15 protein-coding genes are annotated in these 15195 nt (G+C 63.7%); 3 read left to right on the top strand and 12 right to left on the bottom strand.

What is annotated here, in order from left to right; genetic code table 11:
* Positions 1-373: 373 nt before the first annotated feature.
* The 6 genes from P0D89_RS07525 to P0D89_RS07500 all read right to left on the bottom strand — a co-directional run bounded on the left by P0D89_RS07525 (position 374) and on the right by P0D89_RS07500 (position 4519).
* On the bottom strand, positions 374-1294 hold the full coding sequence (locus tag P0D89_RS07525; protein ID WP_408354475.1) for an MBL fold metallo-hydrolase: 921 nt from the start codon (positions 1292-1294) through the stop codon (positions 374-376).
* Positions 1291-1758, bottom strand: a complete 468-nt coding sequence (locus tag P0D89_RS07520; protein WP_408354472.1) for a MaoC family dehydratase — start codon at positions 1756-1758, stop codon at positions 1291-1293. The genes P0D89_RS07525 and P0D89_RS07520 overlap by 4 nt, the downstream gene beginning before the upstream one ends.
* Positions 1755-1982, bottom strand: a complete 228-nt coding sequence (locus P0D89_RS07515; RefSeq protein WP_408354469.1) for a DUF1289 domain-containing protein — start codon at positions 1980-1982, stop codon at positions 1755-1757. Before P0D89_RS07515 ends, P0D89_RS07520 begins: the two co-directional genes overlap by 4 nt.
* Before the next feature lie 4 nt (positions 1983-1986).
* Complete coding sequence (locus P0D89_RS07510; RefSeq protein ID WP_408354466.1) at positions 1987-2508, bottom strand: YbaK/EbsC family protein; 522 nt, start codon at positions 2506-2508, stop codon at positions 1987-1989.
* A 67-nt stretch (positions 2509-2575) separates the two neighbouring features.
* Entirely contained in the window at positions 2576-3502 is a 927-nt protein-coding gene (locus tag P0D89_RS07505; protein ID WP_408376328.1) for a hydroxymethylglutaryl-CoA lyase, read from the bottom strand.
* Between the two features lie 75 nt (positions 3503-3577).
* On the bottom strand, positions 3578-4519 hold the full coding sequence (locus P0D89_RS07500) for a 2-hydroxyacid dehydrogenase (RefSeq protein ID WP_408354460.1): 942 nt from the start codon (positions 4517-4519) through the stop codon (positions 3578-3580).
* A gap of 325 nt (positions 4520-4844) precedes the next feature.
* Between P0D89_RS07500 and P0D89_RS07495 the strand changes: the two genes are divergently transcribed.
* Both P0D89_RS07495 and P0D89_RS07490 read left to right on the top strand, forming a co-directional pair.
* A complete protein-coding gene (locus P0D89_RS07495; protein ID WP_408354458.1) occupies positions 4845-5447 on the top strand; it encodes an RBBP9/YdeN family alpha/beta hydrolase in 603 nt (200 codons plus the stop codon).
* 168 nt (positions 5448-5615) lie between these two features.
* Positions 5616-6641, top strand: a complete 1026-nt coding sequence (locus P0D89_RS07490; RefSeq protein ID WP_408376327.1) for a sulfate ABC transporter substrate-binding protein — start codon at positions 5616-5618, stop codon at positions 6639-6641.
* A gap of 108 nt (positions 6642-6749) precedes the next feature.
* On the opposite strand, the gene bioB is transcribed toward P0D89_RS07490, so the two are convergent.
* From bioB to P0D89_RS07465, 5 genes are all read right to left on the bottom strand, one after another.
* On the bottom strand, positions 6750-7829 hold the full coding sequence (gene bioB, locus P0D89_RS07485; protein WP_408376326.1) for a biotin synthase BioB: 1080 nt from the start codon (positions 7827-7829) through the stop codon (positions 6750-6752).
* Positions 7830-7865: 36 nt separating this feature from the next.
* On the bottom strand, positions 7866-8597 hold the full coding sequence (gene bioD / locus P0D89_RS07480; protein ID WP_408376325.1) for a dethiobiotin synthase: 732 nt from the start codon (positions 8595-8597) through the stop codon (positions 7866-7868).
* Positions 8594-9778 (bottom strand): 8-amino-7-oxononanoate synthase, encoded by a 1185-nt coding sequence (gene bioF / locus P0D89_RS07475; protein WP_408376324.1) that lies wholly within the window; start codon positions 9776-9778, stop codon positions 8594-8596. The genes bioD and bioF overlap by 4 nt, the downstream gene beginning before the upstream one ends.
* Positions 9778-11139 carry an adenosylmethionine--8-amino-7-oxononanoate transaminase gene (gene bioA, locus P0D89_RS07470; protein WP_408376323.1) on the bottom strand — a complete coding sequence of 454 codons (1362 nt, stop codon included), beginning with the start codon at positions 11137-11139 and terminating at the stop codon, positions 9778-9780. The genes bioF and bioA overlap by 1 nt, the downstream gene beginning before the upstream one ends.
* 896 nt (positions 11140-12035) lie before the next feature.
* Positions 12036-13319: a dienelactone hydrolase family protein gene (locus P0D89_RS07465; RefSeq protein WP_408354440.1), complete on the bottom strand. Its 1284-nt coding sequence runs from the start codon at positions 13317-13319 to the stop codon at positions 12036-12038.
* Between the two features lie 1054 nt (positions 13320-14373).
* On the opposite strand from P0D89_RS07465, the gene P0D89_RS07460 reads away from it, so the two are divergent.
* On the top strand, positions 14374-14685 hold the full coding sequence (locus tag P0D89_RS07460; RefSeq protein ID WP_408376322.1) for a hypothetical protein: 312 nt from the start codon (positions 14374-14376) through the stop codon (positions 14683-14685).
* 72 nt (positions 14686-14757) lie between these two features.
* Here P0D89_RS07460 and P0D89_RS07455 read toward each other — a convergent pair whose 3' ends face one another.
* Positions 14758-15195: a YchJ family protein gene (locus P0D89_RS07455; RefSeq protein WP_408376321.1), complete on the bottom strand. Its 438-nt coding sequence runs from the start codon at positions 15193-15195 to the stop codon at positions 14758-14760.

Here is a 15195-nt window from a genome sequence, read left to right as displayed (position 1 = left end):
ATAAACGTCATGTTGAGTTATTCGATGGCAATGCTACGGATTCCGGAATAACTTGCGGTTGCGATTGTGCGTCATTGTTCGTATGAGCGGGCCAATGGCACATCAGCTACGTAATGTTGGGGCTTTCGTGACACCGCGTGTATGCGGCTTTAAAAGACCACGTCAAAGTTCTGTAGGGAAATCACCGATGCGGTGCAAAAACCGCCACGCGTATCATTCATAGCGACGCTGATCACGTCCGACAGAATTTCCGCCGCTCGCCTTGATGGTCGAGCGGCTTTTCTTTTTGTGGCGAGGTTTTAGTGTGCAGAGGGTCTGATGGCCCTTTCCCGCACAAGCTCAATGCACTAACGCCCACATTAGCACCAGCACACTACGCCCGGCGCGCGACGATCCGCGTGCCATCCATCTCCAGCGGTCCATTTTTTGCCGCCAACTCGCCAACGATGTCCTTCACCAGCGTGGGCCATTCGCCACGCGGCTTGAGCATCGACGCCGCGGCGCGCATCACGGCGGCGGCGTCGAGCATTTGCAGCAGCGTATCGAAACTCATCGCGCGGATTTCGAGCAGCTTGAACACGATCAGCACCTTCAACGCGTTCCTCGCGTTGCGCGCGGGATCGGCGCGCAGCCACGCGACGCGCGAAAAGGCCCGTTCAAGCGCCTGTTCGACGTTCGTGAACGGCGCACCGTGGCCAGGGATCACGAGGCGCACGTCCAGCCCGGCAATCGCGTCGAGCACGGCCTGTTCTTCAGCGAACCCGCTCTCACCTTCCAGCTCGGGAAAAATTACGCCGAAGCCGTTTTCCCACAGTGCGTCCGCGCTGATCAGGATGCGCTCGTCCGCGCAGTACAGCATCAGCGAATGAGGATCGTGGCCTGGCGCGCCGAGTACTTGCCAGTCGAGCGCACCGAGCCGCAATTGCGCGCCGGGCGCAATCGTGCCGGTGAAATCGAAGCGCTCGCAAGTTTGACCGGTCGCGCGAAAGGTGAGGCGTGCTTCGTCCCAGTCGCGCACGGCATCGGCTTCGGATGCGGGAATCACGGTGCGGCACGGCCACGCCGCCTGCAACAGCGCATTGCCGCCGCAATGGTCCGAATGCAGATGCGTGTTGACGATCAGATCGAGCGGTCGCACGCCGAGCGTTTGCCGCAGCAGCGCGAGCGTTTGCGGCGCGTGCGTCGCATAGCCGGTGTCGACGAGTGCGGCGCAGGCGGCGTCGACCAGCAACACGTTGTTCGACGAAAGCCAGCCGCGTTCGAAGACCCGGATCGTGTCCGGCAGCGTAATCATGGTGTGGGGACCCGCGCGAGCACGTGCGCTTCGGGCTTCGGCATCACGAGAATGGTCGAACTGCCTATCAACACCGTCTCGCCGCGCTGGTTCACCACCGTGCCTTCGAGGTGCGTCAGATCGCCGTTCAGGCTCGGCTTCCAGTAAGCGTCACGCACGCGCCAACGGATGATCAGCGAGTCGTGCGCATGGATGGCCTTCTTCAGCTTGATATCGAACTCGAGGCCGAGCGGTTGCGCGTAAGTCGAGAAATGCGTCGCCAGCAGCGCCATGAAATGCGCGGTCGGCTGCGTGCCGGACGCGATCAGACCGCCGAAGCGGCTTTGCGCGGCATAGCTCTCGTCGTGGTGCAGCGGGTTGAGATCGTTGACGAGCGTGGCGAACGATTTCACCGAGTCCGCCGACAATTCCAGCGTCGAGCTGAACGTCTCGCCGATCGTGACGATGCGCGGCGGCGTGTTCATCGCTTCACCTTGGTCTGGTTCGCCATGCACTGCGCGTGGCGTAGCTCGATGGCGTCCCATACCGCGCGCTTCTCGTCGTCACCAAACAGCGACCAGCCGGCGATCTCGTCGATGGTGCGCAGGCACCCTTCGCACCAGCCGGTGGACGCATCCATCGTGCACACGCCGATGCAAGGTGACAACACAGCCCCGTGTTCGTCTGCGTGATCCATGCGTGCGGTCATCGCGTCACGCGGTCTCGCGCAACGCCACGTCCACGACCGGCGCGCCCGTCAACGCGATCAACTCCTGCGCTGTCAGATTGAACACCGCATGCGGATGACCCGCGGCGGCCCACAGGCTGTCGAGCGCGAGCAGATCGGCGTCGATCAGCGTGACCGGCTCGGTGGCGTGACCGATCGGGCAGACACCGCCAATCGCATAGCCAGTTTTTTCGCGGACGAATTTCGCGTCCGCCCGGCCGATCTCGCCGACCTGTGCGGCCACCTTCTTTTCGTCGACGCGATTCGCGCCGCTTGCAACCACCAGCACCGGCGTATCGTCGTCGCGGCGGCGAAACAGAATCGACTTGGCGATCTGCGCGACCGAGCAGCCGAGTCCGGCGGCGGCTTCGGCGGAAGTCTTGCCGGTCTCCGGCAACATCACGACTCGCCCGGCGTGACCGCGTTCGCGCAACAACAGCGCGACGCGGCGGGCCGAGTCGGGCAACGCGGTGAGATCGTCGGATTCGAGGGACACGTGGTCAGTCATCGCTTCAGGTCCTGATTGATGTGTGAATGTTTTGGTGAGCGCGAAAGTCGAACCCGCTCGGATGAACTCAAACGCAGTTCGCCGCTTCACTGCGCGCCTTGGCGAGCAGCGCTTTGCCGGCGCGCGACACGTTGGGCCGGCCGATCTCCGTCGAGATGAAATCGCCGATCGCCACGACCTGCGCGAGATCGATGCCGGTCTCGATGCCGAGGCCATTCATCAGATACAGCACGTCTTCGGTGGCGACGTTGCCGGTCGCGCCCTTCGCATACGGGCAGCCGCCTAGCCCCGCCACCGACGCGTGATAAATCTCGATGCCTTCCTGCAACGCCGCGTAGATGTTCGCGAGCGCCTGGCCGTAGGTGTCGTGGAAGTGGCCCGACAGACGCTCGCGCGGAAACACGCGGGTCACCGCTTCGAACACTTCGCGGGTGCGCTTCGGGGTGCCCACGCCGATCGTATCGGCGATATCGATTTCATCGCAGCCGAGCGCCGCGAAGCGCTCGACCACGTCCACCACCGACGCGACCGGCACTTCGCCCTGATACGGACAGCCGAGCGAGCACGACACGCTGCCGCGAATCCGCACGCCATGTTGCTTCGCGGCCGCTGCGACCGGCGCGAATCGATCGATGCTTTCCGCGATGCTGCAATTGATGTTCTTCTGCGAAAACGCTTCGCTGGCGGCGCCGAAGATCACGATCTCGTCGGCACGCGCGGCGAGCGCGCCTTCGAAGCCGCGCAGGTTCGGCGTCAGCACCGAGTAGAGCGTGCCCGTCCGGCGTTCGATACCGGCCATCACGTCCGCGCCGTCGGCCATTTGCGGCACCCATTTCGGCGACACGAACGAGGCCGCCTCGACATTGCGGAAGCCCGCCGCGGACAAACGGTTGATCAACTCGATCTTGATTGCGGTCGACACGAATTCTTTTTCGTTCTGCAGTCCGTCGCGCGGACCGACTTCGACGATTTTCACCTGCTGCGGTAAGGCCATGATCTGTCTCCTGCCGCGCGTAGCGGCGCTTTTTCAATTCGCTTCGGTTCGCTTGATCAATTCGGTTCAAAGCCATCAGTAGCCGCGTTCGAGATTCACCACGCCGCTGACTCTCTCTTCCCGCATGAACGCTTCGATTTTCCGCGCGACCTGTTCGACGCTTTCTTCACGCAGTGTCAGCGCGGACATGTGCGGTGTGATCGTGATGCGCGGCTCACGCCAAAAAGGATGATCGGTGGGCAGGGGCTCTTCGCGGAACACATCGAGTGTGGCGGCGGCGAGCTGGCCGCTCGCGAGCGCGTCGAGCAGATCCGCTTCGACCAGATGGCCGCCGCGCGCGACGTTGATCAGATACGCGCCGCGCGCGAGCTTCGAGAAGGTCCGCGCGTTCAGCACGTCGCGCGTATCCGGCGTATGCGGCAGCAGATTCACCAGCACCTTCGCGCCGTCGAGAAACGCGTCGAACTGCGCTGCGCCGGCGTACGTGGTGATGCCGTCGATTTGCCGCGCGCCACGGCTGTAGCCGCGCACCGGCAGCCCGAACGCCGCGACCGCTTGCGCCACTTGAGCACCGAGCACGCCCAGACCAAGCACGCCGACCGTGAAAGTTTCGCGCGGATGCGGATCGAGCACTTGCCAGCGGCGTTCGTTTTGCAGCGTCTGATATTCATCGAAACGGCGCAGGTAACGCAGCACCGCGTGCGTCACGTACTCGGCCATTTGCGGACCCATGCCGGTGTCTTCCAGACGGATCAACTGGGCATTGCGCGGCAGCGTGCCGGGTTGTTCGTGTTCGAGCGCGAGGATCGCATCGACGCCAGCACCGAGATTGAAAATGGCGCGCAGGTCGTCGCGGCCGGCCAGCATCTCATGCGGCGGACGCCACACGACCGCGAAGTCGGCCGGTGCGGTGTCGCCCGGTTGCCATTCGCGCAGATCGGCCTCGGGCAGCGCGCGGGCGAGGTCGTGCAACCACGCGGCGGCGTCGGCATGCGGCATGTAAAAGAGGATTTTCATACGGTCCGAAAGGCGCCTGCGTTGTCGGGTCGGGTGATGAGGAAGCCACGTCGCGACGGCTGCGGCACTTCTGACGACGCTTGCTGCATGGGGCCTCCTCCTTTATGGATAGGCTTCATTCTACTTTTTCGACGCGGATCGCGCGCGCTTGCGCACGGGCCTGCGGGATTCGGGGCCACGTGCCCGCCTCGTGCCTGCAGATGCAGGCCGTGTTGGCCAGCGGATTTGCCCACGCGCTGTGCCATAACCAAAGAACAAAAACTTGGTTCGTCCGTCAGTCTCGCGGCGAGACAATGGCTACCCGGATTCTCGCGATGAGGCACCTATGCTTTCATGCACCAGATCGATATGGCCGCCACGGCTCGTCACCGTGCCCGGCCTGCACGGCAGCGAGGGCGCGCACTGGCAATCATGGCTGGAGCGGCAGTTTGCGCGCTCGCTGCGGGTCGAACAGGCCGACTGGGATGCGCCGGATGTCGTGCGTTGGGCGCAGTCGCTGCGCGATCTGCTCGCGCGCGAGCGCGGGCCGTTCGTGCTGGCCGCGCATAGCTTCGGCTGCCTCGCGACTGCGCATGCGTTGCAGCAGGCGTCGTATGCGAACGATGTGGTCGGCGTGCTGTTCGTGGCGCCCGCAAGCCCGCAGAAATTCGCATTCGCGGGGCCGTTCGATGCGAGCCGTCTCGGCGTGCCGTCGATCCTGATCGGCAGCGAAACCGATCCGTGGATGCCGCTCGCCGGTTCGCGCGATCTCGCGCGGCGTTTCGGCAGTGCGTTCGTCAATCTCGGCGATGCTGGGCATATCAACACCGCGGCCGGTTTCGGGCCGTGGCCGCGCGCCAAATATTTCGTCGATACGCTCGTGCATTGCGCGGCACCGCTGCGTTTTCGCGAAGAGGCTTTCGAGGCCGCGCAGCACGCGTTCGTGTGAGCGATGGGGCGAGGCGTGCGGCCTGCCATGCGAGCCTCGCGCGCAGCGCACGAGCAGCGTGAGCGGCCATGACCCGCGCCGCTGGCCCGGAAAGCGATCCGTTAGAATCGCGCTTCACGCCGCGCGCTGGTGCGGCCGCAGAATTTCATCACAAACGGGCGGGACAAGATGGCAGGCAAATCGGGGACATCGCGCTGGCTGGCGGCCGGCATGACGGTAATCACGCTCGCGCTGGGCACCATGTCGACGGCGCACGCGGACGCGCCGTTGCTCAACGTGTCGTACGACGTGACGCGCGAGTTGTACAAGGACATCAACGCGAGCTTCATCGCCGAGTACAAGCAGAAGAGCGGCGAAACCGTGGCGATCCGCCAGTCGCACGGCGCGTCGAGCGCTCAGGCATTGTCGGTGCTGCAAGGTCTGCAGGCCGATGTCGTGACGATGAACCAGCCCAACGACATCGATCTGCTCGCCGACCGGGGCCACCTCGTGCCGGCCAACTGGCGCGCACGTTTGCCCGACGACAGCGCGCCGTACACCACGACGATGGTGTTCCTTGTGCGAAAGGGCAACCCGAAGCACATCAAGGACTGGGACGATCTCGCGAAGCCCGGCGTGCAGGTGGTGATCGCCAATCCGAAGACTTCGGGCAACGGACGCTATACGTACCTGGCCGCGTGGGGTTATCGCAAGCAGCACGGCGGCACCGACGCGCAGGCGCTCGACTTCGAAAGGGCGATCTTCAGGAACGTGCCGGTGCTCGATACGGGCGGCCGGGGCGCGACGACCACGTTCACGCAACGCGGGATCGGCGACGTGCTGGTGACGTTCGAAAACGAAGTGTCGCTGATCGGTTCGGGCGTGGGCGCGGGCAGCTTCGAGGCGGTGTATCCGTCGGTGAGCCTGCTGGCGGCGCCGCCGGTGTCGATCGTCGACAGGGTGGTCGACAAGCGCGGCACGCGCAAAGAGGCGCAGGCGTATCTCGACTATCTGTGGTCGCCGGCCGCGCAGGAAATCATCGCGCAGCACCATCTCCGTCCGCGCGACAAGAACGTGCTGGCCAAGCATGCAGCGGAGTTCAAGCCGATCAAGACGTTCACCGTCGAAGAGATGTTCGGCAGTTGGCAGAAAGCGCAACAGACGCATTTCTCCGATGGCGGGACGTTCGATCAGATCATCGTCGACAAGAAGTAAATCTCTGGCTCGATGTTGAAAAGGCCGCCTGTTGTGAAACAGGCGGCCTTTGTCAGTGCACGCGCTTCATCGAGCGCATCGCCTCATCGCGAGCGATGACGCCCGCGCTCAATTCGTCGCAGCGTGCTTGTCGCAGCCGTGCTCGCAGCCGCTTTGATCCAGCGGCATCTGCTGCGCGGCTTCGGCGCGAATGCCGAGACGTTCCAGCAGTTTGCGGTCGGCCTCCGCTTGCGGATTGCTCGTGGTCAGCAACTGGTCGCCGTAGAAAATCGAGTTCGCGCCGGCGAGGAAGCACATCGCCTGCAACGCTTCGTCCATCTGTTCACGCCCAGCCGACAGACGCACCATCGCCTTCGGCATCGTGATGCGCGCGATCGCGATCGTGCGTACGAATTCGAACGGATCGATCGCTTCCGTGCCGGTCAACGGCGTGCCTTCCACCTGCACCAGATTGTTGATGGGCACCGATTCCGGATACGGCTCCATGTTCGCCAGTTGCGCGATCAGTCCGGCGCGTTCACGGCGCGATTCACCCAGCCCGACGATCCCGCCGCAGCACACGTTGATGCCCGCGTCGCGCACGCGTTCGAGCGTGTCGAGGCGGTCCTGGTAAGTGCGCGTCGAAATGATCTGGCCATAAAACTCCGGCGACGTGTCGAGGTTATGGTTGTAGTAATCGAGTCCCGCTTCGCGCAGACCTTGCGCCTGATGCGCTTCGAGCATGCCGAGCGTCACGCAGGTTTCGAGGCCCATCGCCTTCACGCCGCGAATCATGTCCTTGATCGGTTCGAGGTGACGGTCTTTCGGATTGCGCCACGCGGCGCCCATGCAGAAACGCGTCGCGCCGTTTTGTTTGGCGACCTTCGCGGCGGCGAGCACTTCGTCGACCGGCATCAGCTTGTCGGCTTGCACGCCCGTATCGTGATGCACCGACTGCGGACAGTACGCGCAATCTTCCTCGCAGCCGCCGGTCTTGATCGACAGCAGCGTCGACAGTTGCACGGTGTTCGCGTCGAAATGCTCGCGGTGCGTTTGCTGCGCGCGGAACATCAGGTCGTTGAACGGCAGTTCGTACAACGCGACGATGTCGGCGACACGCCAGCGCGCGAGCTGCTTTGCGCTGCCTGCTGCGGAGTTGGCATTGTGGCTGGCGTCGGCGGGCGTCGGAGCGATGTTCAGTTGCGTCATGGGGTCAATCCTCATGGATGGATGTGATGATGTGGCTCAGCGCTGCGTATGACGCAGCGTCTGCAAAAGCCGGTTGATGTCGAGCTGATCGGCGGCGAGTTCGGGCGAAGCCGGGCTCAGATGCGGCACGATGCCGAGCAGCGGCGCGTCGTATTCGCGAGCGAGGTGCTCGCGGATCGACGCGATGTTTTCGTCGGGAAACGTCATGTCGGGATCGACGCGGTTCGCGACCCAGCCGGCGAGCGTGAGCCCGCGCGCGGCGATTGCTTCGGCGGTCAGCAACGCATGGCTGATGCAGCCAAGGCGCATGCCGACCACCAGCACGACCGGTAGCTTAAGCGCGACGGCGAGGTCGGCGGTGTCCTGCGTGGGGGTCAGCGGCACGCGAAAGCCGCCGACGCCTTCCACGACGACGATCTCCGCGCGCTCTACAGCCTGCGCATGGCACGCGACGATGTGGTCGAGGTCGAACGTGACGTTTTCCAGCGCAGCCGCGATGTGCGGCGCGGCCGGTTCCTTCAGCAGATACGGCGTGCGCATGGCCGGTGGCAGCAGCACGTTCGACGCGGCGTCGAGTTGATCCGCGTCCTCGTTATGCAGCACGCCGTTCAGTTCGAATGCGCCGGCGGCGATCGGCTTCATCGCGGCGGCTTGCAGACCCGCGCGAACGAAGCCGCGCAACAGCGCCGCGGACACGAAGGTCTTGCCGATTTCCGTATCGGTGCCGGTGACGAACAGGGACAGGGCGGGTTGATTCGCGCCGGTCATGCCGCGTTCGCTCCGAGTTGTTGCAGGCCGGCTTCGAGCCGGTCCAGATCCGCGTGCGAGTGCGCGGCGGACAGCGAAATGCGCAAACGCGAGGTGCCGGCGGGCACGGTCGGCGGACGGATCGCGGGCACCCACAGCCCTGCGCGATCGAGCGTGGCCGCGATGTCGAGCGTCGCCTCGTTCTCGCCGATGATGAGCGGCTGCACGGCGGTGTGCGAATCGACCGGAATCCACGGCGTCGCTTTCAGCATGGCGCGCGTGCGTTCGATCAACTGCTGAAGATGCGCGCGGCGCTCATCGCCCTCGTCGCTGCCGATGATGCGCAGGCTTGCCGACACCGCATGCGCGGCGGCAGGCACCGACGCCGTGGTGAAGATGTACGGACGCGCGCGCTGCACGAGCCATTCGATCACGGTCGCATGCGCCGCGACGAACGCGCCCGAGACGCCCGCCGCCTTGCCGAGCGTGCCGATCGAAATCAGGTTCGGCGAACGCAGCGCAGCTTGCGCGATCGCGCCGCGGCCTTGCGGGCCGAGCACGCCGAAGCCGTGCGCGTCGTCGACGATCAGCCACGCGCCGTGCCGCTCCGCGAGTTCGAGCAGACGCGGCAGCGGGGCGATGTCGCCGTCCATGCTGAACACGGTGTCGGAGACGATTACCTTCACGTTGGCATCCGACGCGTCGAGCATCGCGCTCAACGCGTCCGTATCGCAGTGCGGATAGATCTGCACGTCGGCGCGGGACAGGCGCGCGCCGTCGATTAGCGACGCGTGATTCAGCGCGTCGGAGAAGAGCGTCGTGCCACGTCCCGCGAGCGCGGTGAGCGTGGCGAGATTCGCCATGTAGCCGGTGCTGAAGTAGAGCGCGCGCGGCGCATCGACGAAGCCGCCGGCGAAATCCGCGAGATCGTCTTCGAGTTGCGCATGCGCGCGCGAATGACCGCCGAGCAGATGCGAACCGCCGCTGCCCGCACCGTAGCGCCGCGCGCCTTCGGCGATCGCTTCGATCAGTTGCGGGTGCGCGGCGAGGCCGAGATAGTCGTTACTGGCGAAACCGATGATCGAGCGGCCGTCCACGGTCATGTGCGCGGCGCACGGCGTGTCGGCGGTGCGGCGGCGGCGGCGCAGGCCGCGCGCGTCGATTTCCTTCAGCCCTTCGGCGAGTGTGTCGAGCAAATGCATTAGCGGGTCTCCGCGAGCGTGGCTTCGAAAGTCTCGCGAGTGCGCGATGCGAGCAGCGCGAGTTCTTCGTCGTCGAGGATGTAAGGGGGCATCAGATATACCGTGGTCGCAATCGGGCGCAGCAGCAGTTCGCGTTGCAACGCGTTTTCGAAGAAGCGGCGCGAGAAAGTTTTGGCGTGTTGGGTGTCGTCGATCACAGCGTCGAAGGCGAAGATGGTGCCGCACTGACGCAGATTGCGGACCTGTTCGTGTTCGGCGAGCGGCGCGAGTGCGGCCTTCAGTTTCGCGGACTTCTGTGCGTTGACGGCGAGGACGTTGTCGCTCGCGAACAGATCGAGCGTGGCGAGCGCCGCGCGGCACGCGAGCGGATTGCCGGTGTACGAATGCGAGTGCAGGAAGCCGCGCGCGGTGTCGTCGTGATAGAAGGCGGCGAAGATTTCATCGCGCGACAGCACGATGGAAAGCGGCAGATAGCCGCCGCTAATGCCTTTCGACAGACACAGGAAATCCGGCCAGATGCCGGCTTGCTCGCACGCGAAGAAAGTGCCGGTGCGCCCGCAACCGACGGCGATTTCATCGGCGATCAGATGCACGCCGTATTGATTGCACAGTGCGCGCAGACCGGCGAGATACGACGCGTCGTGCATGGCCATCCCGGCCGCGCATTGCACGAGCGGCTCGACGATCAGCGCGGCGATTCGCGCGGCGCGTGCTTCGAACAGCGAGCGAACGTTATCGAGCGCGCGGCGTGCGACATCGGCGGCGGTTTCGCCAGGTTGAGCGAGACGCGTGTCCGGCGACGCCACGACATGCGCGTGGCGAATCAACGGATCATAGGCGTCCTTGAAGAGGGCGACATCGGTGACGCCGAGCGCGCCGATAGTCTCGCCGTGGTAGCTGTTGGCAATGCAGACGAATTCCTGCTTGTCCGCGAAACCCCGGTTGCGCCACGAGTGGAAGCTCATCTTCAACGCAATCTCGACGGCGGATGCGCCGTCCGATGCGAAGAACGCGTGGCCGAGCGTGTTGCCGGTGAGCGCGCTAAGACGCTCCGCGAGTTCGATAGCCGGCTCGTGCGTGCAACCGGCGAGCATTGCGTGTTCGAGCGTGTCGAGCTGGTCTTTCAGCGCCGCGTTGATGCGCGGGTTGGCGTGACCGAACAGGTTGACCCACCACGAGCTGATGGCGTCGAGATAGCGATGACCGGCGCGATCGTAGAGCCACGCGCCTTGACCGCGCGCGACGGGCACGAGCGGAAAACGCTCGTGGTGCTTCATCTGGGTGCAGGGGTGCCACACGGCACGCAGGCTGCGCGCGACCCAGTCTTCAGGGGCAACTGAGGATGCTGCTGACTTTTCCAAAGGGTACTCCAGGGTGCTTTTCTTGCCGCTGGGGGTTGGCTTTTCAGGGCCTTTTCAGGCGCGCTGCGCGCATGTTTTTCCGGCGCTGCGCGCTGCCTTGGCGGGCGTGCGGGGTCGAGATTAGCGGTTTATTACGCGCTGCGCACTAGGGGTTGGAGCGGCGGTTTTGCTTGCGGCGTCGGGGTTCGGCGCTGTTCGGTGCAGGTGGTTTGCGTTTGCGCGCGAAGGTCGCTGATCGGCGGAGTTGACGACGACAAAGTAGTTGGGGGGTATGGGTGGGAATTTGGCCGCGGGGCGGGAATTTTGCTGGGCCGCCGGGTTGAGAGGCTTTGTGAGCAGTGGCGCTCTCTGCTGGATTTCGTGGCGTTCTGAGGGGAGAGAAAACTTGCCGCAAGGTGACGGGGTTGGCTTGGCCATCCCGTATCAGCAAACCACTTGCGAGCGCTCGCGCCGCGCTAGTGATGGGGCGCGAGCTCTTTCGGCGGCAACGCGCGTCTTCTTAAATGAGGCTAAGACGACTGGCTGCGCCTTCGCGGTTTCGCCGTGCTGACGATGCTTTGCATTGATCCTATGGATGACTTAGCGATGGCATCAAGATAATCAGCCCCCGTTTCTATCATCGGCCCAGTCGCGGGCCGTAGGGAGATATAGCTGAGGCCGCGCCCGGCAACGGCGCGTATCCGGTCGGCTATAGCCTTGAGTGGCACGGTGGTTCGCACCGCATTGAGAGTTTATCGACGGAGCGACCAGGAGCGGGAGCGCGACCAAACCGGCTGGGGCGTCCTCTGCGAATATTGAGCAGAACAGGAGGTGAGCTGAGTCATCTGCCTCGCAGCGGTCCCACAACACCGAAAGCACACAACTATTCAGCCGTCACGCAGGCCAAAAAACCTAAGCTACTCGCGACTAGCAATGGCACGCCGCCCTTCATCACCGTCAGCAGAAGAACCATCCCCGCCATCGGCCGTCTGCGACGACTGCGCGCCCCAAACAACCGAGTTATCCACCGCATACAACCGGCAAGGGTCCGAGCTCTGCTTCTGGCAATTGGCGACCGCCACCGACATCGGATCATCCCCGCCCTCAGCCCACGACCACGCACCCGAATCCGACACGGCAAACGCGCGGCTAGGATACTGATGCAGGAAGTTCCGATACCCATTGCGCCCGGCTTCATCGACGAACGGCACCGCGTCCACTGCATCGAGCGCGGCGAAGCCGCTCGCCTTCGGCGCCGAAGGATCGGCGACCCGATACTGCACGCCCGTCGGCATCCCGACGCGAGCAAGGAAAGCCTCGACAGCCGGCCACCACACACGCACGCCGTCGCGGTCGCCGACCAGCCGATGCGCGTCGTTCTTGTAGTTGCCGAAATCAACCATCTTCGCGCTCGCACCGTGCGCGCCGTACGCCGAGTACATGGCGGCCACCAGCGGCGCGCTCCAGACCGAATCGTTGTCGCCGTACATCCACAGCGACGGCACCTTGGACTTCTCGCCATACGCGCCGAATGCGCGCGTCAGATTGCCCTGCCAGTCGGTGCAGGCGTCCTGCCGCAAGCCGCCCGAAAAATTGATCAGCGCCCGCACGCCCGGGGCCGCCTCGGTGCCGTAGGCCATCGTCGCAAGGCCGCCGTGCGAAGTGCCGGCCACGACGATATGCGCCGCGTCCACGTAAGGCTGCTTCGACATGTAGTTGACCGTGGCCGCCACGTCGCCCGCCTGGCCGAGGCCGTTGCGTTCGACATCGCAACCGTCCTGCTGATACACGCCGTCCGAATGGCCGAAGCCCTGTCGGTTCGGCGCGACCACAACGTAGCCGCGGCGCACGAATTCGCGCGCCAGCGGCAGCGGGTCGCTGCGTTCCTGCGTGTGCGGGTCGCCGGGAATCTTGCCGTGGTTGAACACGATCATCGGGAACGGGCCCGCGCCGTCCGGCTTGTAGATCGTCGTTTCGAGCGTGACCGTGCCGTCGGCGTCGACCGGCACGCGGATGATCCGTTCGTTCAGGCGCGCGGTGGGCAGGTAGAGGTCGTCGTCGAGCGCAATACGCGGCACGTGCGCGCGTGTCAGCGGTCCCGCCTGCGTGTCGGCGAGCGGATCGGCATGGGCGATTGCGACAGCGCACGTGGCCGCTGCACAGATCACCGCACACTTCGTCAGAACCTTGCTGAACACCATTCACGCACCTGCCTCAAAAACCTGCCCTGAACACCGTGTTGTCTATTTGCCGGATTCGTGGCTGACATTCGCCTTTCGTCCACGTTTTTCGACAAACAAAAATACATTCGCGTACGCAATGCGCGAAGCGCATGTACGCCAATCGACATCTCACGGGATGAACCCAAACGGCCGACGCGACCCCACGCGCCGATGATGAACGCCACTCATGCTGCCCAGACCCGCTGCCGAATCCACAGTGTCTGGTGATCGGCAGGGCTCCTGCGCATTTTGCGGAGCCGGTATCGACCCGCTCTCGCAACGTGACGTCATGAAGCTACGGCCTCATCCTGGCACGACAATTTTGTTTTGTGCAATCAAGGAGAACCCGCGCCGAAAAAATTGCGTGCTCAGTCAAGGAGCCTATTTCTCCGGGTTTCGAGCGGTGTTTTGGGGGATTGAGGAGGGTTAGATCGCGGCCAATTGCCGCCATCAGGCGTTGCGCCGAAGCCATGCCCGGTTGTGCAAAAGAGGGCGACAACGCATCGCCTGGCCGAACCCTAAAAGATGTCGTTACAACAGATTCCGGCCGGGCTTCGCGACTTCCACTGATTCTCAACGAAGAAAACCTGTCACGTCTCCTTTCAGTTTACAAACCGATACTGGAAAGACATCGGAAGGTTCTCATTACCTTTCTCCATGTGGTGTGTGAAAAGGGCAATGCGTGCGGTAAATCACAGCCGCGAACTTCAACCGGTCGATGCAAACCCCGTTTGCAATGTGGCAAGGTGCGAAGCCGCACATACTGCCTACCAACCATCAATAAATTTTTCATGGACGTCGCGTTGCGCGAAATCCTTCATTCTAAAATATCGATCGAATAGAAATGAAAGGAACTGCAGAAAAATTCTAAATTTTTCGTAAGGCAGAGGAAAAGACGCCATTCTGGGAAGTCCTTCTTCACAACGGTGCGATGTTGCCCCCGCAAGTCGCCGTGATATTTGTTTCCGCGAGCTTGCTCCAACGTGCGTCGCCGCGAGTTGTGGGTTGGACGAGGCGGTTCGGAAACACTTCGTTGTCAATCTTCGCTCTGCAAATGCCGCTTTTTATTGCGTTTTTAAAAGTACAGAAGGTGCTTGGCATTCCCTATCCGCTTTTGTCCTGCGTTCATAGACTGCATGTGTGCGCCGCGGCGGCAAGCCGGGTGCCGGCGCATTTGTCGGCCTATCCGGTCTATCTGGCCATGATTCGCGTCGCGTCCATACTGTTTCAGGAAAGGATCGTCGCGCCGCTTAGAAACACCTTGCGCCGTGTATTGAATCGCCGGTGGTGTTCATCGTGTTCCGCGCAGATGATGCCCACGGCCTCGGTTCTCGAGGCACAGTAAAGCAGGTACGGCGCATTGCGCGCCGCTGCATCGCGAAAGATCGTGGAAGGGTTGCGCGCGTCGGATCGCACGCTATTCGCTGACGTCGCCGTCGACATAGCGCCAAAAGCCGTCGTCGCCGCGCAAGAAGCGGCTCAGCTCGTGCAGACGGTGCGCGCGCCCGCCCACCTTGTAACGTACGACGAATTCGACGGTCGCGTGATCGGCGTCGGTTTCGGCGAAGGCTTTGATCTGTAGTCCGAGCCAACGCGGCGCGCCGGGTGCCGCCGGGTCCGCATCGAGATCGGCGGGGCAGGTGTGCGGCGTCCACGTCGCGCGCAGATAATCCGTTGCGCCGACAACGTAAGCGCTATAACGCGAGCGCATCAGTTCGAGCGCACGCGGCGCGGGCTCGCCGCCGTCGATATAGCGGCCGCAGCATTGCGCGAAGCGGGGCGCCCTGGCGCCGCTGCGCTGGTCGGGTGCGGCGCCGCCGCAAGGGCAGTCGGAAGGTCGTTGCATTGTATTCAT

Source organism: Paraburkholderia sp. RL18-085-BIA-A (genome assembly GCF_046027075.1).
Lineage (GTDB): Bacteria > Pseudomonadota > Gammaproteobacteria > Burkholderiales > Burkholderiaceae > Paraburkholderia.
The sequence above is the reverse complement of the archived record's forward strand: the minus strand, read 5'-3'. Positions and strand labels throughout refer to the sequence as shown.

Coding starts and splice junctions, on each gene's coding strand:
- P0D89_RS07505 (WP_408376328.1), bottom strand. CDS start 3,502: ATGGCCTTACCGCAGCAGGTGAAAATCGTCGAAGTCGGTCCGCGCGAC.
- P0D89_RS07490 (WP_408376327.1), top strand. CDS start 5,616: ATGGCAGGCAAATCGGGGACATCGCGCTGGCTGGCGGCCGGCATGACG.
- P0D89_RS07500 (WP_408354460.1), bottom strand. CDS start 4,519: ATGAAAATCCTCTTTTACATGCCGCATGCCGACGCCGCCGCGTGGTTG.
- P0D89_RS07465 (WP_408354440.1), bottom strand. CDS start 13,319: ATGGTGTTCAGCAAGGTTCTGACGAAGTGTGCGGTGATCTGTGCAGCG.
- P0D89_RS07525 (WP_408354475.1), bottom strand. CDS start 1,294: ATGATTACGCTGCCGGACACGATCCGGGTCTTCGAACGCGGCTGGCTT.
- bioB (WP_408376326.1), bottom strand. CDS start 7,829: ATGACGCAACTGAACATCGCTCCGACGCCCGCCGACGCCAGCCACAAT.
- P0D89_RS07515 (WP_408354469.1), bottom strand. CDS start 1,982: ATGACCGCACGCATGGATCACGCAGACGAACACGGGGCTGTGTTGTCA.
- bioF (WP_408376324.1), bottom strand. CDS start 9,778: ATGCATTTGCTCGACACACTCGCCGAAGGGCTGAAGGAAATCGACGCG.
- P0D89_RS07495 (WP_408354458.1), top strand. CDS start 4,845: ATGCTTTCATGCACCAGATCGATATGGCCGCCACGGCTCGTCACCGTG.
- bioD (WP_408376325.1), bottom strand. CDS start 8,597: ATGACCGGCGCGAATCAACCCGCCCTGTCCCTGTTCGTCACCGGCACC.
- P0D89_RS07520 (WP_408354472.1), bottom strand. CDS start 1,758: ATGAACACGCCGCCGCGCATCGTCACGATCGGCGAGACGTTCAGCTCG.
- P0D89_RS07510 (WP_408354466.1), bottom strand. CDS start 2,508: ATGACTGACCACGTGTCCCTCGAATCCGACGATCTCACCGCGTTGCCC.
- P0D89_RS07455 (WP_408376321.1), bottom strand. CDS start 15,195: ATGAATACAATGCAACGACCTTCCGACTGCCCTTGCGGCGGCGCCGCA.